We start from the raw sequence: 18,825 nt of genomic DNA, 5'->3' as shown, positions 1-18,825 counted from the left end.
GCATGAATCACAGCATCCGCCTGAGACCCCTGGAGCGCGAAGATCTGCGCTCCGTGCATCTGCTCAACAACAATGCCGCCATCATGCGCTACTGGTTCGAGGAGCCTTACGAGACCTTCGACGAGCTTTCCGCGCTCTATGACGCCCACGTGCACGACCAGACCGAGCGCCGCTTCATCGTCGAGCACCAGGGCGATCGCGCCGGTCTCGTCGAGCTGGTGGAGATCGACCTGATCCACCGACGCGCCGAATTCCAGATCATCATCGCCCCCGAGCAGCAAGGCCAGGGCATCGCGGCCCAGGCAACGCGGCTGGCGCTGGACTATGGCTTCAAGACGCTCAACCTGCACAAGATCTTTCTCCATGTGGACCAGGAGAACGAGAAGGCCATCCACATCTACGCGCGCATAGGCTTCGTACAGGAAGGCGTGCTGATCGACGAGTTCTTCGCCAACGGCCAGTACCGCAACGCCATCCGCATGTACCTGCTGCAAAACGACTACCTGCAGGCACAGGCCGGCATCGGCACCTGAGCGCGGACCTTCATCCTTTCGGCGACCTCTTCCTGGCTGCCGTCTCGTTGAGGGCGGCTGCCTCGCGCACCAAGTCCTTGAACGCTTGCGCATCGATCTCCTCGCCCTCGCGGATATCGATGGCACGGCGCACCTTGCCTTCAAGGCTGGCATTGAACAGGTGCTGCGGGTCGGCCAGCGATGCGCCTTTGGGAAAGGTGAGCTTCACGGCCGATTGGTAGGCCTCGCCCGTGCACAGAATGCCGCTGCACGACCAGACCGGCACCGACCATTTCCACTCTTCCGCCACGTCCGGAAGCGCTTGCAAGATGAGCCGGCGCACATGCGCCAGCACCTCGCCGCGCCAGCCGCCCAGCTCGGCAATGCGCTGGTTGATCAATACGCCGGCCGACGCGGCCGCCTCGGGCGAAACTGTCTTGATCATCCATGTCTCCCAAAGTGATGCATGTTCGATCACAAGACAGGCCAAGGCAAGACCACAGAGAGAACGCACAAACAAAAAAGCCTTCTGAGTGATCAGAAGGCTTTTTGCATTCCATCTGGCAATGGAAAATTGGTAGGCGCGATTGGACTCGAACCAACGACCCCCACCATGTCAAGGTGGTGCTCTAACCAGCTGAGCTACGCGCCTGTGTTTGTTCGAGAAAGCGATTCTAGCACGGCTTTTTCAGCGTCCAGGCAAAAATGCCTGAACATGCTCAACGCCGCCGCGCCGAGCGCACGCCCGCCACGGCGGCCACGATGCCCAGCACCTTGCTCAGGCGACCCGAATCGGCCACCTCCACGGTGAAGGTCATCCAGGCCGTTCCCTTGACGGACTGGGTCTGCACGCCAATGACATTGGTCTTTTCGCGCGCAAAGACTTCCGAGATATCGCGCAGCAGGCCCTGCCGGTCCGCCGCCTCCACGGACACATCGACCGGGTAGACGGCCGAAGCCACGGTGGCCGCCTTGGGCTGACCCCAGGCCACGTCGATCACGCGCTCGGAATTGCGAGCAGCCATCTCGCGGAAGTTGGAGCAGTCGGAGCGGTGCACGCTCACGCCCTTGCCGCGCGTGACGAAGCCCCGGATGTCGTCCGGCGGCGCAGGCTTGCAGCACTTGGCCAGCTGGGTCATCAGCGAGTCCACGCCAACGACCAGCACGCCGCCCTTGGGCGAGTCCGTGCCGCGCGCCTTGCGCACGAGGGTGAATTCCTCGGGTTCTTCCTCCACCTCGGCGGGCCGCAGCACGGTCTCGATGTTGCGCAGCGAGTATTCATCCTTGCCGACGACTTCGAACAAGGCATCGGCCGATTTGAAGCCGAGCTGAACGGCCAGCTCCTCCAGCTTGACGGCCGTCTTGCCCTCGCGCTGCAGCAGCTTTTCGACGGCCTCGCGGCCGCGCGCGACGGTCTCGTGCGTGGCCTGGGCATTGAACCAAGCACGCACCTTGGCCTTGGCGCGGTTGCTGGTCAGATAGCCCAGGTCGGCATTGAGCCAGTCGCGCGAGGGGCGGCCTTCCTTGACTGTGGTGATTTCCACGGTCTGGCCGTTTTGCAGCGGCGTGTTCAGGGGCACCATGGCGCCGTCCACGCGCGCGCCACGGCAGCGGTGACCCAGGCTCGTGTGCACCGAGTAGGCGAAGTCCACCGGCGTTGCACCCTGCGGCAGCTCGATGACGGCCGCGTCGGGCGTGAGCACGTAGATGCGGTCCTCGAACAGGCCGCGATGGTGCGCACCCGCCAGGTCGCTGCCCCAGGCCAGCAGCTGGCGCAGCACGGCGATCTTGGCGTCGTACTCGCTGCTGGCCGTGACGCCCGCGTATCCCTTGGTGCCCGCCTCCTTGTAGGCCCAGTGGGCGGCCACGCCGTGCTCGGCATGGTCGTGCATGGCCTGGGTGCGGATCTGGATCTCGATGGCACGGCCCGTCTCGTCGCGCACCACGGTGTGCAGCGACTGGTAGCCGTTGGGCTTGGGCTTGGCGATGTAGTCGTCGAATTCCGCCTCGATGGGCGTGAACTGCTCATGCACCCAGGACAGGGTGGCGTAGCAGTCCTTGATCGTGGGCACGACGACACGCATGGCGCGGATGTCGAAGACCTGATCGAAGTTCAGCGACTTGCCGCGCATCTTCTTGACGATGCTGTAGATGTGCTTGGGCCGGCCCTGCACGGTGGCGCTGATGCTGTGCGCGCGCAGGTCGGCCTCCAGCCGTGCCCGCATCTGCTCCATGTAGGCTTCGCGCTCCACGCGCTTTTCGTCGAGCAGGCGGGCCACTTCACGGTAAGTCTCGGGCTCCAGGAAGCGCAGGGACAGATCTTCCAGTTCCCACTTGATCTGCCAGATGCCCAGCCGGTTGGCCAGCGGCGCGAACACCGTCAGCGCCTCGCGCGCAATGCCGGGAGAGACCGGGCGCTTGCTGGCCGCGTAGTAGCGCAGCGTCTGCAGGCGCGAGGCCAGCCGCAGCAGCACGACGCGCAGATCGCGCGAGAAGCCCAGCAGCATCTTGCGCACGTTCTCGGTCTGCGTGGCCTCATCGTCCAGATACTGGCCGCCCAGCTCGGCGCCGCGCGCCTGCTGCTGCACGCGCATGAGCTTGTTGGTTTCCACGGCCAGGGTGGCGAAGTTCTCGCCAAAGGCCTTGGCGATCACTTCCTGCGGGCGATTCAGGTGCACGCTGGCATGCACCAGATAGATCGCCGCCTGCATCGTTTCGGAGCCACCGATGGTCTTGAGGATGGCGGCCACCGCATCGGCATGGGCCATCGTGTTCTCGCCGGACTCCATGGTCTCGGTGGCGATCAGCGGCTCGGCAAAGCTGCGCGCGCGGGCCAGCGCGTTGACCTGTTCGGGCAGGGTCTGCGACGTGGCCGTGATCAGGTGCGGCAGCACCGCCGGCACCTGGCCCGGCGCGGCTGCGGCGGGCGAAGGCGCCTGCACGGCGGCCTCGCTGCTGGCGGTCTTCATTCGTCACTCTCCCTGGCCTGCTCGGCAAGATTCATGGTGCTTGGCAAGCGCTCTTCTCCCCATAAGAACCGGCACAGCAAGGCCACCTGCCCTGCTGCGACGAAGGTGGGCGCATGCCCCACCCCTTCAAATTCCACGCAATGCGCCTTCGGGCCGCGCTGCGCCATGGCCTGCGCCGTGGCCGCAGTCAGCAGATCGGACTGCGCACCACGAACTAGCAAGACGCGTGCCTTGATCTGGTCATACAGCTGCCACAGCAGCGCTTCGCCGGCCTGGGCCATCTCAGGCGTCATCTGCTGCAGGGACACTGCAATCTGAGGGTCATAGTGCAAGACAAGGCCGCCATCGGCGGCCGGCCGCATCATAGGTCGCGTCAATCGCAACCATTGCCCTTCGCTATGTGGGCCGAAGCCTTCGGAAATCAAGAGCAGCGCATGGGCTGCCTGTTCAAGATTTTCAAAATGCACGCCCTTGCCCAGGTACTGACCTATGCGCTCCAGGGCAGACCACTCGATGACAGGCCCCACATCGTTGAGCACCAGCCTGCGGATGGGCGCCGGCAGCGGCAGCCCCGGCTGGCCTGCAAGCGCCATGCCGATCAGCCCGCCCATGCTGGTGCCCACCCAATCCAATTGTTCGACGGGCGCCTGCGCATGCACCTGGGCCAGCAAGGCCAGCATGTCGGCTGCGTAAAGAGGCACCTGGTAGGCGGCCGGATCCTGCAGCCAGTCGCTTTCGCCACGCCCGACCACGTCGGGGCAGATCACGCGGGCGCGTTCGCTGAGCCGCTCGGCCAGCACGTCGAAGTCACGCCCCTGGCGCGACAGGCCGTGCACGCAGACCACGACATGGGGATGGTTCGGATCGCCGGTGCGATTCCATTCCCAATAGGCCATGCGGTGCGACGCATTCTCTTGAGCAGCCGGGCTGGCAGTACGGCTCCAGGGTGAGGCACGCCCGGCAACTGCCGGGCAGGATACGTAGTTCAGCGTAGGATGATTCATGGAAACGCATTCGCGGAGCCGGCGCCGATAATGGCTGTGTTGCATCGTACATTCATTCGGAGACTCTCTATGTTGAAAGGCAAGACCGCCCTCGTGACCGGTTCGACCAGCGGAATCGGCCTCGGGATCGCGAAGGCGCTGGCCCGCCAGGGCGCCAATATCGTGCTCAATGGTTTCGGCGATGTGGACGGCCCCCGTGCCGAAGTGCTGGCCGCAGGCCAGGCCGCCGGCGCCCAGGTCGCCTACCACGGTGCCGACATGAGCCGCGTGGCAGACATCGAGGACATGGTCCAGTACAGCGTGCGCAACTTCGGCCAGATCGACATCCTCGTGAACAATGCCGGCATCCAGCACGTGGCACGCGTGGAAGACTTCCCGCCCGAGCGCTGGGATTCCATCATCGCCATCAACCTGTCCAGCGCCTTCCACACCTCGCGCCTGGTCCTGCCCATGATGCAGGCGGCCGATGGCGGCAAGGGCTGGGGCCGCATCATCAACGTGGCTTCGGTGCACGGCCTCGTGGGCTCGGCGCAGAAGTCCGCCTATGTGGCGGCCAAGCACGGCATTGTCGGGCTGACCAAGGTCACGGCCCTGGAGAACGCCACCTCCGGCATCACCTGCAACGCCATCTGCCCCGGTTGGGTGCTGACGCCGCTGGTGCAAAAGCAGGTGGACGCCAAGGCCGAGCAGCACGGCATCAGCAACGAAGAAGCCAAGAAGCTGCTGCTGGGCGAAAAGGAACCCTCGATGCAGTTCACCACGCCCGAGGAGCTTGGCGAACTGGCCGTGTTCTTCTGCTCGCCCGCTGCCGCCAACGTGCGCGGCGTGGCCTGGAACATGGATGGCGGCTGGGCTGCGCAGTAATCGCGGCCAGATAGAACCACTGCCAAAAAAGGAGCGCCGCGGCGCTCCTTTTTTCATGGATGGGTCACCCGGTCAGTACATCTGCACCGAGCCCGACACGTGGACCATCACCTGCGCCTTGCCCGCTTCCACGGACACGGCATCCATTTCCGCGCCGGCGGCCTTGGCGGACATGGCCATCATGCGCGGACGCGGCATGGGCACCGAGGTATCGCTGCTGCTCACGTTGACCTCGCGCAGGCTGTAGTTGGCAAAGCCGAAGCTCTTGGACAGCGTGGTGGCACGCTGCTTGAACTGTTCGATGGCCTTGGCCTGGGCCTCGCCCTCGACCTTTTCACGGGCCTCGCGCGACAGGCCGAAGCCCACTTGCGACAGCGTCATGTCCTGCACCTGGGCCGCCGTCTGCGTGATGCGTGCGAAGTCGCGGCCCTGCAGAAGAATCTCGGCGCGGCCCTGCCAGCCTTCCACCTTGTTGTCCTTGCCATAGCGCGGATAGATGCCGAAGCTGCCGGTGCTCACATCCATCTGGCCCGACTGGGCGCTGCGCTTGGTCACTGCCATGGCGGCCTCGACCACTTTTTGCAGTTGGGACTGGACCGTGGCCGCATCGCGCCCTTCGCGCGTGGCCGACAAGGTGGCGGTCAGCAGGTCCTGCACCACATCCACCGAGCCTTCTGCAGACAACTGCACCACATTGGCCGGCTGTGCCTGCGCCGAGGCGGCGTTCTGCGCCCAGGCACCGCTGGCACAGGCCAGCGCAGTGGCCGCGACCACGGACTTGACCCAGGGGCGGGACAGCTGTTTGGAAAGCTTGCTCATGCGTTCACCCTTTGAAATGAAAGGTAGTTCAGGGATACAACTGCATGCCGCCCTTTCGCTACGGCATGCCGCCAGATGGTGACAGGTGTGGAGCCGTTCAGGCCTATTCGCCCCGTCATTCACAACATTATTGCAACGATAAATGCATCAACGCGGTGAACCCATAGTTAAATATTCTAAAGACACATTTTCCGTTCTAAATTTAAACGCAACATCTGTAACACACGGCAAAAGTTCGGGGTTTTGACCAGACTTTTCAGCCCAAGCTGGTAACAATGGCGGCTGTTACAAATGACCGACCGAGGATGAACATGGCCACTACGACCAACCGCACCGACAAGATCCTGGTGGTGGATGACGATGCGCGCATCCGCGACCTGCTGCGCCGCTACCTGACGCAGGAAGGCTTCGAGATCATGATTGCCGAAGATGGCAAGGCGCTGAACCGCATCCTGCTGCGCGAAACAGTGGACCTGATCGTGCTTGACCTGATGATGCCCGGCGAGGATGGCCTGTCCATCTGCCGCCGCCTGCGCTCGGCCAATGACCGCACGCCCATCATCATGCTGACCGCCAAGGGCGAGGATGTGGACCGCATCGTGGGCCTGGAAGTGGGCGCCGACGACTACCTGGGCAAGCCCTTCAACCCCCGCGAACTGCTGGCCCGCATCCATGCCGTGCTGCGCCGCCGCCCGCCGCAGGAAGCGCCGGGCGCGCCCTCCGGCGACAACGAGGTCGTGAGCTTCGGCCCCTTCACCTTCGACCTGGGCACGCGCGTGCTGCAAAAGAACGGCGAGGAACTGCCGCTGACCACGGGCGAATTCGCCATGCTCAAGGCCCTGGTGCGCCACCCGCGCCAGCCGCTGTCGCGCGAGAAGCTGGCCCTGCTGGCGCGCGGCCGCGAGTTCGAGCCCTTCGACCGCAGCCTGGACGTGCAGGTCTCGCGCCTGCGCAAGCTGATCGAGGAAGATGCCGCCGCTCCGCGCTACATCCAGACGGTCTGGGGTGTGGGCTACGTGTTCGTACCCGATGGCGCGAACTGAAATGCATCACCCCCTGAGGCGCTGCGCGCCTTCCCCCTCTCTCGCTCCGCGGGAGGGGGACGACGCCCTCGCCGCGAGGCGGCTCTTGCTCGGCGTCCCTGGGTTGGGGCCGTAACGTTTTATGTGCCGTTGACAATGCGCAGCGCCAAAACCTCACCCTGTCGACCGAGACAACCGGTAACGCAGGCTGGCCGGCACAGGCGTAATCTCGCAGCCGGCCCCTAGAATGACGAACCGCATTCCATGAGTTCCTTCACCGTCCCGCCCCACGACGCCACCAGCCCTGCGCCGCTCGACTACGAGCGGCGCATGACTGCGCGCTCTCCGCTGGGACTCAATCTTTTCTGGCGTACCTTCTGCCTGCTGGCCCTGCTGCTGGTGGGCAGCATCCTGGCGTGGCTGCAGACGCTGCGTGCCTTCGAGTTTGAGCCGCGCACGCTGCATACCGCCCAGCAGATCGCCTCGCTGGTCAACCTCAGCCGCGCGGCCCTGGTGCATTCGGATGCCATCAACCGTGTCTCGCTGATCAAGACCATGGCCGACCAGGAAGGCGTGCGCATTCTGCCGCGCGAGCCTGGCGACAGCTTCGAGCTGCTGGACCAGAGCACGCTGGGCAAGCGCCTGACCGAGGAGCTCACACGCCGCCTGGGCTACGGCACCATCGTGGCGCGCAGCGTCAATGGCGAACCGGGGCTATGGGTGGGCTTCACCATCAATGGCGACCGCACCTGGCTGCTGATGGACCGCTCGCGCTTCACGCCGGCCAGCGGGCGCACCTGGCTGATCTGGCTGATCACGGCCGGCCTGCTGTCCCTGGCGGGGGCGGCAGCCATCGCGCGCCTGATCAACCGGCCACTCAAACAGTTGAGCTATGCGGCCAACCGCGTGCGAGATGGCGACTTCGACGCCAGCCAGCTCGACGAGGAAGCCGTCACCAGCGAGATACGCGAGGTCAATATCGGCTTCAACCGCATGGCGCAGAAACTGGCCCAGCTGGAGCAGGACCGCGCGGTGATGCTGGCCGGCATCTCCCACGACCTGCGCACACCGCTCGCCCGCCTGCGGCTGGAGACCGAGATGAGCGTGGTGGACGACGTGGCGCGCGAGCACATGGTGGCCGACATCGTGCAGCTTGACGCCACCATCGACAAATTCCTGGACTACGCCCGCCCCGACCATGTGACCCTCAACCCGGTCAACCTGCATGCCGTGGTGTCTTCCTGCGTCTATGCGGTGCAGGACCACCGCGAGCTGCAGATCAGCATGGCCGTGCCCGAAGGCGTCTATGTGCTGGCCGACGAGGTGGAACTGGCGCGCGTGATCTCCAACCTGTTCGAGAACGCACGCCGCTACGGCAAGACGCCCGAGACCGAAACCACCCACGTGGACGTGACGGCATCGGAGCGCGAAAGCTGGGTCGTGATTCGCATCCGCGACCATGGCCGTGGCGTGCCGCCCGAGCAGCTGGCCAGCCTGACCCAGCCCTTCTTCCGCGGCGACTCCGCGCGAACGGCCGCAGCGGGCGCGGGCCTGGGCCTGTCCATCGTGGACAAGACGGTGCAGCGCATGGGCGGCGTGTTTGCGCTGTCCAACTCCTCCACGGGCGGGCTGGTTGCCCATGTGCAGTTGCAGCGTGCCTCGGGCGTGGCCAAGGGTGCCGAGCCCGAGCAGCGTCTGCAGCGCCCGCAGATCAAGCGCCAGTTGCCTCCGCGTGCGCAGGACGGCGCCCTGGACGGAGAAGACTGAGTACGCAGCGCGCGTTCGTCAGATACGTTCGGCAGATACAAAGGCCCCGGCGATCGTTGACCGATCGCCGGGGCCTTTTGCCATGGGGACGGTACCCCGCTGGTCAGGCGCGGAACAGCAAGGCGGCGGCGCGCGCCTCCATGGCCTGTTGCTGGCCCACGGGCCCGAGCTTCTCGGCCGTCTTGGCCTTGACGTTGACCTGGTCCAGCGCCAGGCCCAGCGCCGTGGCGATGCGCTCGCGCATGGCAGGAATGTGCGGCGCCAGCTTGGGGGCCTGGGCAATGATGGTGCTGTCGATGTTGCCAATCTCCAGGCCCGTGGCGCGCACGCGGCGCGCAGCTTCCACCAGCAGCACCAGCGAATCGGCGCCACGGAATTCGGGGTCGGTGTCGGGGAAATGCCGGCCGATGTCGCCCAGCGCCGCGCCGCCCAGCAGCGCGTCGGTGATGGCGTGCAGCAGCACGTCGGCATCGGAGTGGCCCAGCAGGCCCAGTTCATGCGGCACCTCGATGCCGCCCAGGATCAGCTTGCGCCCGGGCACCAGGGCATGCACGTCCCAGCCCTCGCCAATACGAAAATTCATGTGAAACATTCCAGGTTCAGAAAAACGGATTGCCCGACGCCTGCGGCTGGTCGCGCTTGCCCCGGTAGCGTTCCAGCGTCGCGCCATGCGCGCGCTGCGACAGCACGGCGGCAGCCAGCGCAAAGTCGTCGGGATAGGTGACCTTGAAGTTCTGCGCGCCGCCGGGCACCAGGCGCGGGCGCTGGCCCACGGCCTCCATGGCGCTGGCCTCGTCGGTCACGGCCGATCCCGCGTGCTCCAGGGCGTCGAGCAGCGGCGCGATGCGAAACATCTGCGGCGTCTGCGCCAGCCATTTGTCGCTGCGGTCCACCGTGCCCGCCACGCGCACGCCGCCAGGCCCGGTCACGGCCGTCTTGAGCGTGTCGGGCAGCTTGTGCGCCAGCAGGCCGCCCACGGCATCGTGCTCGCAGGCGTCGATCAGGGCATCGATCAGTTCGGGCGTCACCAGGCAGCGCGCGGCGTCGTGCACCAGCACCCAATCGTGCGCACTCGCTCCGCGCGCCAGCAGCTCCTTCAGGCCGTTGGTCACGGATTCGGCCCGCGTGGCGCCGCCGCAAGCCGCCGTGGAGTAGCGCGTGGGCGACGGGCCCGGCAGGCCCTGGCGCCAGAAATCATCGCCAGGCGCGATCACTACCAGGGTGTGGTGCACGCGCGCTGTGCCCGCAAAGGCGGCCAGCGTGTGCGCCACCATGGGCGCACCGGCCACCAGGTGGTATTGCTTGGGCAGTTCAGGCGCAGGCGCATCGGGTGCGATGGCGCGCGAGCCCGTGCCCGCACAGGGGATCAAGGCCCACAGGCGGGCCGGCTCCAGGGACGCGGGCGCAGCCGCCGCAAGCAGATCTGTCATGGTGGCGCATTGTAGTGACGGCCATGCGCCACCATGGACATGCGGGCATGCCTGCATGGCCGCCATGCGTGCTGGCTAAAATGGTTCGATACCCCTCTGCGCGTGCCGAGGGGTTTTGTCGTTACTTCGCCCAGGCGCTGCGGCGCCCACGTCCAAGCACCATGGAACTGCCCAAGCTCACTCCCGGAAAACGCTTCACCCTGCCCCGCCCTGTGGGCAGCGCCGACGCCCTGCTGCTGGCCCGCCTGGGCGAGCGCGAGAAGGCTGCAGGCCGGGTGACGGCCATCGTCACGGCCGACGCCTCGGATGCCCAGCGGCTGATCGACGAGATGGCCTTCTTCGCCCCGGGCCTGCGCTGCGCGCTGTTCCCCGACTGGGAGACCCTGCCCTACGACAGCTTCTCTCCCCACCAGGACCTGATCAGCGAGCGCCTGGCCACGCTGTGGCGCATCAACCAGCGCGACAAGGAGCATGGTGCCGACGTGGTGCTGGTGCCCGCCACCACGGCGCTGTACCGGCTGGCGCCGCCCTCCTTCCTGGCCGGCTACACCTTCGAGTTCAAGAGCGGCCAGAAGCTGGACGAGGCCAAACTCAAGGCCCAGCTGACGCTGGCCGGCTACCAGCATGTCTCCCAGGTGGTCAGCCACGGCGAGTACGCGGTGCGCGGCGGCCTGATCGACCTGTTTCCCATGGGCTCGCTGCAGCCCTACCGCGTGGATCTGTTCGACGACGAGATCGACTCCATCCGCACCTTCGACCCCGACACCCAGCGCAGCCTCTACCCCGTGCCCGAGGTGCGCCTGCTGCCCGGCCGCGAGTTCCCCATGGACGAGGACGCGCGCGCCAAGTTCCGCCACCGCTGGCGCGAGCTGCTGGAGGGCGACCCCACGCGCAGCCGCATCTACAAGGACATGGGCCAAGGCATTGCCACGGCCGGCATCGAGTACTACCTGCCGCTGTTCTTCGACGAAACGGCCACCGTGTTCGACTACCTGGGCGCCGATGCCACCGTGGTGATGCATGGCGACCTGGAGCCGGCCTTCCAGCGCTTTTGGCAGGACACCAAGGAGCGCTTCCGCCTGGTGCAGGGCGACCCCGAGCGCCCGGCCCTGGCGCCCGAGGTGCTGTTCCTGTCCGCCGACCAGTTCTACACGCGCGCCAAGGAGCACGCCCAGCTCGCGCTGCGCCCAGGCACCGAGGACGTGGCCGACAGCGCCATCTTCCAGAAGCTGGAGGACCTGTCCGTGGTGCGCGGCGCGGAAGACCCGCTGGCGCGCCTGCAAAGGCACATTGCCAGCAGCGCCCACCGCATCCTGCTGCTGGCCGAGTCCGATGGCCGGCGCGAAAGCCTGCTGGACTTCTTCCGCGCCTCGGGCGTGAACCCGCCGGTCTTCGACTCGCTGGCCGAATTCCAGGGCGATGCGGGCGAGAAGGTGGGCATTGCCACGGCCGGCCTGATGAACGGCTTTGCCTGGGTGGAGGAAGGCCTGGACTTCGTCACCGAGACGGAGCTGTTCGCCACCAGCCCCACGGGCCGCAGGCGCCGCCGCCAGGAGCAGGTCAGCGATGTGGAGGCGCTGATCAAGGACCTGTCCGAACTCAAGGTGGGCGACCCCGTGGTGCATTCGGACCACGGCATCGGCCGCTACCAGGGCCTGGTCAACATGGACATGGGCCAGAAGAACCCTGACGGCACGCCGGCCGTGCAGGAGTTCCTGCACCTGGAGTACGCGGGCAACGCCGTGCTCTACGTGCCTGTCAGCCAGTTGCAGCTGATCAGCCGCTACACGGGCGTCTCGCCGGAGGACGCGCCGCTGCACAAGCTCGGCGGCACGCAGTGGGAAAAGGCCAAGCGCAAGGCGGCCGAGCAGGTGCGCGACTCGGCAGCCGAGCTGCTGAACATCTATGCGCGCCGCGCCGCACGCCAGGGCCATGCCTTCCGCTACTCGCCCCAGGACTACGAGCAATTCGCCAACGACTTCGGCTTCGAGGAAACGGCGGACCAGCGCGCTGCCATCCACGCCGTGATCCAGGACATGATCAGCCCCCAGCCCATGGACCGCCTGGTCTGCGGCGACGTGGGCTTCGGCAAGACCGAGGTGGCGCTGCGCGCGGCCTTCGTGGCCATCACGGGCGGCAAGCAGGTGGCCTTCCTCGCGCCCACCACGCTGCTGGCCGAGCAGCATTACCAGACCCTGGTGGACCGCTTCTCCAAGTGGCCGATCAAGGTGGCCGAAGTCTCGCGCTTTCGCTCGGGCAAGGAGATCACGGCGGCCGTCAAGGGCATTGCCGACGGCTCGGTGGACATCGTCGTGGGCACGCACAAGCTGCTGTCGGAGTCCACGCAGTTCAAGAACCTGGGCCTGCTGATCATCGACGAGGAGCACCGCTTCGGCGTGCGCCACAAGGAAGCCATGAAGGCCATGCGCGCCGAGGTGGACGTGCTCACGCTGACGGCCACGCCCATCCCGCGCACCATGGGCATGGCGCTGGAAGGCCTGCGCGACCTGTCCGTCATCGCCACCGCGCCCCAGCGGCGCCTGGCCATCAAGACCTTTGTGCGCAACGAGGGCACGGGCGTGATCCGCGAGGCCGTGCTGCGCGAGCTCAAGCGCGGCGGCCAGTGCTACTTCCTGCACAACGAGGTCGAGACCATCGAGAACCGCAAGCAAAAGCTCGAGGAAATCCTGCCCGAGGCACGCATTGCCGTGGCCCACGGCCAGATGCCCGAGCGCGAGCTCGAACGCGTGATGCGCGACTTCGTGGCCCAGCGCTACAACATATTGCTGTGCTCGACCATCATCGAGACCGGCATCGACGTGCCCAGCTCCAACACCATCCTCATCAGCCGCGCCGACAAGTTCGGCCTGGCCCAGCTGCACCAGCTGCGCGGCCGCGTGGGCCGCAGCCACCACCAGGCCTATGCCTACCTGATGGTGCCCGACCTGGACAGCCTGACCAAGCAGGCCCAGCAGCGGCTGGAGGCCATCCAGCAGATGGAGGAACTGGGCTCGGGCTTCTACCTGGCCATGCACGACCTGGAGATCCGCGGCGCCGGCGAGGTGCTGGGCGAGAACCAGAGCGGCAACATGATGGAGGTGGGCTTCCAGCTCTACAACGAGATGCTGTCCGAGGCCGTGCGCAGCCTCAAGGCCGGCAAGGAGCCCGACCTGCTCAGCCCGCTGTCGGCCTCCACCGACATCAACCTGCACGCGCCGGCCCTGCTGCCCAACGACTACTGCGGCGACGTGCATTTGCGCCTGTCCTTCTACAAGAAACTGGCCACGGCCCGCACCAGCGACCAGATCGACACCCTGCTCGAAGAAATCGTGGACCGCTTCGGCAAGCTGCCGCCCCAGGCGCAGACGCTGATCGACGTGCATCGCCTGCGCGTGCTGTCCCAGCCCTACGGCGTGGTCAAGGTGGATGCGGCGCCCGGCGTCATCAACATCACCTTCAAGCCCCAGCCGCCCGTGGACCCGATGGCCATCATCCACCTCATCCAGAAGAACAAGCACATCAAGCTGGCCGGCAACGAGAAGCTGCGCATCGAGCGTGCCCTGGACAACCCCAAGGACCGCGCCCAGATGGTGCGCGACGTGCTGCGCAGCCTGGGCCAGCCGCTGGTGGAAGCGAAGGCGGCCCAGCCCGCATAGAACGCGTCGTTCCAGCCATGTTCCTCGAAGCGAGCATCGCCCTGCTGGCCCTGGCCACCGCGCTGTGGCTGCGCCCCTGGCGCATGCTGGCCGGCCGCCCGGGTCCGGGCGGCCCGCAGGACCGCATGGCCTCGCCCCTGGTCACGCCGCTGCTGGGGGTGCTCGTGCTGCTGCCCTGGATCTGGGCCCTGCCCACGCTGCACCGCATGCCGCTGCAGCTGCAGTGGTCATCTGCGCCGCTGGTGGTGCTCATGCTGGGCTGGCCTCTGGCCGTGCCGCTGCTGCTCATCGTGGGCGGGCTGGCCGCCCTGCTGTCGCCGGCCCTGGGCTGGGGCGATGCGCTGGGCATCTCGGTCTGGCAGGGCATCGTGCCCGCCACTCTGGCCATGCTCTGGGGTGCGGCGCTGCGGCGCTGGCTGCCGCACCAGATCTTTGTCTACATCCTCGCGCGCGGCTTTGCGGGCACGGTGCTGTGCGTCTTCATCGCCGCGCTGCTGGCCCAGGCGGCGGGCCACGCCCTGCCCGGCGTCAACGAGGATCTGTCACGCATCGCGCGCTGGCTCATGGCCTGGGGCGATGCCGTGGTCACCGGCATGGTCACCGCCATCTTCGTGGTGTTTCGCCCCCAATGGCTGGCCACCTGGTCGGACGCCATCTACCTGCGCCAGCCGCCCGCAGCCTGACGGCAGGCCCGCCACTGGATATGATCTGCGCCTGTTTCCCGCCAGCCCGGCGGCCCGTCCCCTTTTTGCTGCCCCACCCATGACCGATGTCACCGAATTCGCGCCCGGACTGCTGATCCGCGGCATCCAGCCGCCACTGAAGCTGGCCGACTACAAGCTCATCGCGTTCGACATGGACTCGACGCTGATCACCATCGAGTGCATCGACGAGATCGCCGACGCCACCGGCAAGAAGGCCGAGGTCTCGGCCATCACCGAAGCCACCATGCGCGGCGAGATCACCGACTTCAAGGACAGCCTGCGCCAGCGCGTGGGCAAGCTCGTCGGCGTGACCGAGGCCGACATGGCCCGCGTGCTGGCCGAGCGCCTGAAGCTCTCCCCGGGCGCCGAAACCCTGGTGCGCGCAGTCCAGTCTGCGGGCCTGAAGGTGCTGCTGGTCTCGGGCGGCTTCACCTACTTTGCCGAACATGTGCGCGGCATGCTGGGCATCGACTTCGTGCGTGCCAACGTGCTGGAGATGCGTGACGGCGCGCTGACCGGCGGCCTGATCGAGCAGCCCTGGGGCGACATCTGCGACGGCGCCGAAAAGCGCCGCACCCTGCTGGAAGTCGCCTCGCTGCTGGGCATTCGCCCCGACCAGTGCATCGCCGTGGGCGACGGCAGCAACGACATTCCCATGATGCAGGTCGCAGGCCTGTCCGTGGCCTACCACGCCAAGCCGCGCGTGCGCAACGAAGCCAAGGTCTCCATCACCGAAGGCGGCCTGGACCGCCTGCTGGAAGTCCTGCGCTGAAAACGGGTGGCAGCGGCGGGCGCAGGCCGCTGCGCCGCTCCGCAATCAATAGCTGAGAATGTTCTGTGGGCTTGCTTTTCCGGCAAGCCCCAGTCTTTTCTACAATGCTTCACGCAGCCCCATAGGCCACCGCCCCAGCGCCGGGTGGCCCACCTACAACAGCAGGCTGCACGCCGGCGCATCCGCGCGCCGGTGCTTGGAATCTCCTCCCCCATCCCCATGTGACACACAAGGCCGCAGGCCTGCCCGCATACGGGCAGCCTGTGGCGCGCCGACCGGCGCGGGCCCGCCTGCGCCGACCGTGTACATGACCACCATGATTGGAAAAAACTCCGTGAAGACTTCGTTCCGCGCCACTGCCTCCGTGATCGCCCTGGCCATTGCATCGCTGTCCGTGCCCACGCTGGCCCAGGCCAAGCGCATGGGCAGCGGCGGCAAGTCCGTGCGCCCGGCGTCGATCGGCAAGCCCCCCGCTCAGCCCGCAGCGCCTGCGGCGCCCACCGCCAGCAAGGCGGCGACTCCGTCCACCCCCGCCGCACCGGCCGCGCCTGCAGCCCCGACCGCTGGGGCAGCCCCCGCTGCGGCACCTGCGGCTGGGGCCGCCCCCGCTGCGGCAGCCCCCGCTGCTGCTGCACCTGGCGCGGCTGCCGCTCCCGCAGCACGTGGCTCCGGCATGATGGGCACGCTGGGCGCCGCTGCCGTGGGCGCCGTGGCAGGCTCCATGGCCGGCAATGCGCTGGCTGGCGCCATGACCCCTGAAAAGGATGCGGCCGCCAAGGAAGCCGAAGCCAAGGCCAAGGCCGCTGAAACCGAGGCAGCCGAGCTGCAGCGCAAGGCCGACGAAGCCAAGGCCAAGGCAGAAGCCGCCCGCGCTGCCGCCAAGTAAACCGCCTGCTCCTTGCAAAAGGCCGCGCCTGTCGCGGCCTTTCTGTTTTGTCCAGCGGCTGCTTCAACGGCCTTGCGCATGCTCTCCACGCAGCGTCATCACGGCGCTGGCAATGCTCGCAACGGTCTTGCCATCATCACGCTCGATTTCACAGCGGTAGTGGCTGATCGTGCGTCCACGGTGCTCGGCCCACGCCCGCGCGCACAGCCTGGAGCGCCAGACCGGGCGCAGGAAGGCCGCCTTCAGGTCGATGCTGGTGAAACTCTGGCCTGGCTCCATCAAAGTGGAATGCGCCGTGCCTATGGCAGCATCGGCCAGTTCGCACAGCATTCCGCCATGGACCGTGCCCTGCTGGTTGCCATGGCGCTGCGCATCGGCGTCGAACTCCACGACGGCCATGGCTTCGCCGACGGCCACTATGCGAAACCCCAGCATCTGCGAGATCGCGGTGGGATAGCGCATGTGCGTGGCCTCGTCTGCGGCAAGCCGCCCTTCGATCTGCCGCTGCAGATAGTCGAGCACGGGGAGATAAGTGCTGGGAAGATGCATGGATTTCCTGTCTGGAGAGGGAGGGCAAGGCCCGGGAATGCCCGTCTCGCCAGTGTGATGACCTAGACTGGAACAATCAAAAAATTGTCCTAGCTACACTCCATGGCTGCCTCTCGCGTTGCTCTGCTGACTGAACGGCTGGCCGACGACATCCGCGCCGGCCGGCTCGCGCCCGGCACGCTGATGCCCACGCACCGCGACCTCGCGGCCCGCCATGGCATGGCCGTGGCGTCAGCCAGCAAGGTGTATGCGCGGCTGGCCTCCCTCGGCCTGGTCATCGGTGAAACCGGGCGCGGCACCTTTGTGCGGGATCGGCCGCAGCAGCGCGAATGGGATGGCGGAGACGAATCCCGCCTGAGTTCGGACACGGCCGACCTGTCCTTCAACCATCCCACCTGGCCCGGGCAGGCCGGGCTGTTGCGCTCCATGCTGCGCGAACTGGCTGCTTCGGGCGACCTGGCTGCGCTCATGCACCAGCAGCCGCCCGGCGGCCGGCTGCACGAGCGGCGCATCGTGGCCGACTTCCTTGCCCGCGAACGCGGCCTGGCTGCCGAGCCGGAACGCATCTTCCTGGTCAACGGCGCGCAGCAAGGACTGGACATTGCCGTGCGTGCGCTGCTGCGGCCCGGCGATGCGGTGGCCGTGGATGCGCTGACCTACCCGGGCTTCAGGATGCTGGCCGAGCTCCAGGACCTAGACCTCCAGCCGGTCCCTGCCCTTGACGAGGGTCCCGACCTCGATGCATTGGAGCGGCTGTGCGCGCGCCGGCACATACGCGCCATCCATGCCATGCCCACGCTGCACAACCCCCTGGGATGGGTGATGCCGCTAGCGCAGCGCCAGCGCCTGGTGGAGATCGCAAGGCGCCACGATTGCCTGCTGATCGAGGATGCTGCCTATGCCTTTCTTGCAGGCAAGGCGCCCGCAGCCCTCGCAACGCTGGCGCCAGAGCGCTGCATTCACGTCTCCAGCCTCTCGAAAAGCGTGGCCAGCGGGTTGCGCTTCGGCTTCATGGTGGTGCCCCAGGCATGGGTTGGCCGCGTCAAGGCCGTGGTGCGCGCCAGCCACTGGAGCATGCCGGGCCTGGTCACGGCCATGGCCACGCGCTGGATGGCCAGCGGCTCCGTGCGGCAGCAGGAACAACGCATGCGGCAGGAGGCACGGCGCCGGCAGGCGATTGCGCGCAAGGCGCTGGCAGGAATGCAGATGCTGGCCCACCCCTGCTCGCTCTTCCTTTGGCTGCGCCTGCCTGGGGAGCTGCGAATGGACCGGGTGGCCACGGCGCTGGCCCAGTGCGGCATCGCCGTATCGCAGGCCCACGCCTACGCAACGACACCCCATGCCCCGCATGCGCTGCGCCTGGGACTGGGTTCGGTACCTCTGCCGCAACTGGAGGCCGTACTCGTTCAGTTGCGGGATACCGTGGAAGGCTTTCCCCCCTGAGCCTGCCGGGCCAGGGCCCGGTTCAGCGGCCTTGCGCTTCAGCGCGGCCCGGCGCGCAGCGGCTGCAGTAGGTGCGACAGGCCGTTGTGGTCCAGTTCCTGCATCAGCGCCAGCAACTGGCCCAGTTCTCCCTTGGGGAAGCCTTCGCGTGCGAACCAGTTCAGATAGTTGCCGGGCAGGTCGGCGATCAGCCGGCCCTTGTACTTGCCATAGGGCATGTGCACCAGCACCAGCTTTTGCAGCATTTCGGAGTCCATGACGGCGATGGTACGCGCTGCGGCATCGCAAGAATCTGCATAAAAAGCCACAGCCTTATAACCAAATAGCAAAATTGTTCATTGCGGCCGCTGGCGCCGCACTAGACTATGCGCCTGCCTGCCGTACCGCCCGATACAGAACCACTCCACCGGGCCTGCGGCGTTTTTGCA

17 protein-coding genes and 1 tRNA gene are annotated in these 18,825 nt (G+C 66.8%); 9 read left to right on the top strand and 9 right to left on the bottom strand.

Going from position 1 to position 18,825, the window contains the following annotated elements:
- Window positions 1-2 precede the first annotated feature (2 nt).
- Window positions 3-533: a spermidine N1-acetyltransferase gene (gene speG, locus INR38_RS24265; RefSeq protein WP_012204707.1), complete on the top strand. Its 531-nt coding sequence runs from the start codon at window positions 3-5 to the stop codon at window positions 531-533.
- A 10-nt stretch (window positions 534-543) separates the two neighbouring features.
- Here speG and INR38_RS24260 read toward each other — a convergent pair whose 3' ends face one another.
- The 4 genes from INR38_RS24260 to INR38_RS24245 all read right to left on the bottom strand — a co-directional run bounded on the left by INR38_RS24260 (window position 544) and on the right by INR38_RS24245 (window position 4,485).
- On the bottom strand, window positions 544-957 hold the full coding sequence (locus tag INR38_RS24260; protein WP_207444021.1) for a DUF1801 domain-containing protein: 414 nt from the start codon (window positions 955-957) through the stop codon (window positions 544-546).
- A 130-nt stretch (window positions 958-1,087) separates the two neighbouring features.
- Window positions 1,088-1,164: transfer RNA gene (locus tag INR38_RS24255), tRNA-Val, on the bottom strand.
- A 67-nt stretch (window positions 1,165-1,231) separates the two neighbouring features.
- Window positions 1,232-3,481 carry a bifunctional (p)ppGpp synthetase/guanosine-3',5'-bis(diphosphate) 3'-pyrophosphohydrolase gene (locus INR38_RS24250; RefSeq protein ID WP_013803154.1) on the bottom strand — a complete coding sequence of 750 codons (2,250 nt, stop codon included), beginning with the start codon at window positions 3,479-3,481 and terminating at the stop codon, window positions 1,232-1,234.
- A complete protein-coding gene (locus INR38_RS24245; protein WP_170962056.1) occupies window positions 3,478-4,485 on the bottom strand; it encodes an alpha/beta hydrolase in 1,008 nt (335 codons plus the stop codon). Before INR38_RS24245 ends, INR38_RS24250 begins: the two co-directional genes overlap by 4 nt.
- A 69-nt stretch (window positions 4,486-4,554) precedes the next feature.
- On the opposite strand from INR38_RS24245, the gene INR38_RS24240 reads away from it, so the two are divergent.
- Complete coding sequence (locus tag INR38_RS24240) at window positions 4,555-5,349, top strand: 3-hydroxybutyrate dehydrogenase (protein WP_012204702.1); 795 nt, start codon at window positions 4,555-4,557, stop codon at window positions 5,347-5,349.
- Window positions 5,350-5,421: 72 nt separating this feature from the next.
- Here INR38_RS24240 and INR38_RS24235 read toward each other — a convergent pair whose 3' ends face one another.
- A complete protein-coding gene (locus INR38_RS24235; RefSeq protein ID WP_043819357.1) occupies window positions 5,422-6,168 on the bottom strand; it encodes an SIMPL domain-containing protein in 747 nt (248 codons plus the stop codon).
- Window positions 6,169-6,473: 305 nt separating this feature from the next.
- Between INR38_RS24235 and ompR the strand changes: the two genes are divergently transcribed.
- Together ompR and INR38_RS24225 are read left to right on the top strand one after the other, a co-directional pair.
- Window positions 6,474-7,211: a two-component system response regulator OmpR gene (gene ompR, locus INR38_RS24230; RefSeq protein ID WP_017404718.1), complete on the top strand. Its 738-nt coding sequence runs from the start codon at window positions 6,474-6,476 to the stop codon at window positions 7,209-7,211.
- Window positions 7,212-7,454: 243 nt separating this feature from the next.
- The gene (locus INR38_RS24225; RefSeq protein ID WP_012204699.1) at window positions 7,455-8,957 is read left to right on the top strand and encodes an ATP-binding protein; all 1,503 of its coding nucleotides are present in this window, start codon (window positions 7,455-7,457) and stop codon (window positions 8,955-8,957) included.
- A gap of 103 nt (window positions 8,958-9,060) precedes the next feature.
- On the opposite strand, the gene ispF is transcribed toward INR38_RS24225, so the two are convergent.
- Complete coding sequence (gene ispF / locus INR38_RS24220; protein WP_013803157.1) at window positions 9,061-9,540, bottom strand: 2-C-methyl-D-erythritol 2,4-cyclodiphosphate synthase; 480 nt, start codon at window positions 9,538-9,540, stop codon at window positions 9,061-9,063.
- A 16-nt stretch (window positions 9,541-9,556) separates the two neighbouring features.
- Window positions 9,557-10,387 (bottom strand): 2-C-methyl-D-erythritol 4-phosphate cytidylyltransferase, encoded by an 831-nt coding sequence (gene ispD, locus INR38_RS24215; protein WP_043819361.1) that lies wholly within the window; start codon window positions 10,385-10,387, stop codon window positions 9,557-9,559.
- Between the two features lie 161 nt (window positions 10,388-10,548).
- Between ispD and mfd the strand changes: the two genes are divergently transcribed.
- The 4 genes from mfd to INR38_RS24195 all read left to right on the top strand — a co-directional run bounded on the left by mfd (window position 10,549) and on the right by INR38_RS24195 (window position 16,405).
- Window positions 10,549-14,043, top strand: a complete 3,495-nt coding sequence (gene mfd / locus INR38_RS24210) for a transcription-repair coupling factor (RefSeq protein ID WP_207444023.1) — start codon at window positions 10,549-10,551, stop codon at window positions 14,041-14,043.
- A gap of 17 nt (window positions 14,044-14,060) precedes the next feature.
- On the top strand, window positions 14,061-14,726 hold the full coding sequence (locus INR38_RS24205) for a hypothetical protein (protein ID WP_207444025.1): 666 nt from the start codon (window positions 14,061-14,063) through the stop codon (window positions 14,724-14,726).
- 79 nt (window positions 14,727-14,805) lie between these two features.
- Entirely contained in the window at window positions 14,806-15,519 is a 714-nt protein-coding gene (gene serB / locus INR38_RS24200; RefSeq protein ID WP_207444027.1) for a phosphoserine phosphatase SerB, read from the top strand.
- Between the two features lie 307 nt (window positions 15,520-15,826).
- Window positions 15,827-16,405: an ABC transporter substrate-binding protein gene (locus tag INR38_RS24195; protein WP_207444029.1), complete on the top strand. Its 579-nt coding sequence runs from the start codon at window positions 15,827-15,829 to the stop codon at window positions 16,403-16,405.
- A 63-nt stretch (window positions 16,406-16,468) separates the two neighbouring features.
- Here INR38_RS24195 and INR38_RS24190 read toward each other — a convergent pair whose 3' ends face one another.
- Window positions 16,469-16,954, bottom strand: a complete 486-nt coding sequence (locus INR38_RS24190; protein ID WP_012204692.1) for a PaaI family thioesterase — start codon at window positions 16,952-16,954, stop codon at window positions 16,469-16,471.
- A 102-nt stretch (window positions 16,955-17,056) separates the two neighbouring features.
- Between INR38_RS24190 and INR38_RS24185 the strand changes: the two genes are divergently transcribed.
- Window positions 17,057-18,397 carry a PLP-dependent aminotransferase family protein gene (locus INR38_RS24185; protein ID WP_207444031.1) on the top strand — a complete coding sequence of 447 codons (1,341 nt, stop codon included), beginning with the start codon at window positions 17,057-17,059 and terminating at the stop codon, window positions 18,395-18,397.
- A gap of 38 nt (window positions 18,398-18,435) precedes the next feature.
- Here the strand turns inward: INR38_RS24185 and INR38_RS24180 are convergent, their stop codons facing one another.
- Window positions 18,436-18,654 (bottom strand): DUF3820 family protein, encoded by a 219-nt coding sequence (locus INR38_RS24180; protein WP_034391884.1) that lies wholly within the window; start codon window positions 18,652-18,654, stop codon window positions 18,436-18,438.
- Window positions 18,655-18,825: the final 171 nt, after the last annotated feature.

The sequence above is a fragment of the Delftia sp. SD018 genome (assembly GCF_017355445.1).
GTDB lineage: Bacteria > Pseudomonadota > Gammaproteobacteria > Burkholderiales > Burkholderiaceae_C > Comamonas > Comamonas acidovorans.
This window is presented reverse-complemented; position numbering and strand designations above follow the sequence as displayed.

Excerpts from the sequence above, each read along its gene's own strand:
- speG (WP_012204707.1), top strand. The coding sequence starts at position 3 with ATGAATCACAGCATCCGCCTGAGACCCCTGGAGCGCGAAGATCTGCGC.
- INR38_RS24260 (WP_207444021.1), bottom strand. The coding sequence starts at position 957 with ATGATCAAGACAGTTTCGCCCGAGGCGGCCGCGTCGGCCGGCGTATTG.
- INR38_RS24250 (WP_013803154.1), bottom strand. The coding sequence starts at position 3,481 with ATGAAGACCGCCAGCAGCGAGGCCGCCGTGCAGGCGCCTTCGCCCGCC.
- INR38_RS24245 (WP_170962056.1), bottom strand. The coding sequence starts at position 4,485 with ATGAATCATCCTACGCTGAACTACGTATCCTGCCCGGCAGTTGCCGGG.
- INR38_RS24240 (WP_012204702.1), top strand. The coding sequence starts at position 4,555 with ATGTTGAAAGGCAAGACCGCCCTCGTGACCGGTTCGACCAGCGGAATC.
- INR38_RS24235 (WP_043819357.1), bottom strand. The coding sequence starts at position 6,168 with ATGAGCAAGCTTTCCAAACAGCTGTCCCGCCCCTGGGTCAAGTCCGTG.
- ompR (WP_017404718.1), top strand. The coding sequence starts at position 6,474 with ATGAACATGGCCACTACGACCAACCGCACCGACAAGATCCTGGTGGTG.
- INR38_RS24225 (WP_012204699.1), top strand. The coding sequence starts at position 7,455 with ATGAGTTCCTTCACCGTCCCGCCCCACGACGCCACCAGCCCTGCGCCG.
- ispF (WP_013803157.1), bottom strand. The coding sequence starts at position 9,540 with ATGAATTTTCGTATTGGCGAGGGCTGGGACGTGCATGCCCTGGTGCCC.
- ispD (WP_043819361.1), bottom strand. The coding sequence starts at position 10,387 with ATGACAGATCTGCTTGCGGCGGCTGCGCCCGCGTCCCTGGAGCCGGCC.
- mfd (WP_207444023.1), top strand. The coding sequence starts at position 10,549 with ATGGAACTGCCCAAGCTCACTCCCGGAAAACGCTTCACCCTGCCCCGC.
- INR38_RS24205 (WP_207444025.1), top strand. The coding sequence starts at position 14,061 with ATGTTCCTCGAAGCGAGCATCGCCCTGCTGGCCCTGGCCACCGCGCTG.
- serB (WP_207444027.1), top strand. The coding sequence starts at position 14,806 with ATGACCGATGTCACCGAATTCGCGCCCGGACTGCTGATCCGCGGCATC.
- INR38_RS24195 (WP_207444029.1), top strand. The coding sequence starts at position 15,827 with ATGACCACCATGATTGGAAAAAACTCCGTGAAGACTTCGTTCCGCGCC.
- INR38_RS24190 (WP_012204692.1), bottom strand. The coding sequence starts at position 16,954 with ATGCATCTTCCCAGCACTTATCTCCCCGTGCTCGACTATCTGCAGCGG.
- INR38_RS24185 (WP_207444031.1), top strand. The coding sequence starts at position 17,057 with ATGGCTGCCTCTCGCGTTGCTCTGCTGACTGAACGGCTGGCCGACGAC.
- INR38_RS24180 (WP_034391884.1), bottom strand. The coding sequence starts at position 18,654 with ATGGACTCCGAAATGCTGCAAAAGCTGGTGCTGGTGCACATGCCCTAT.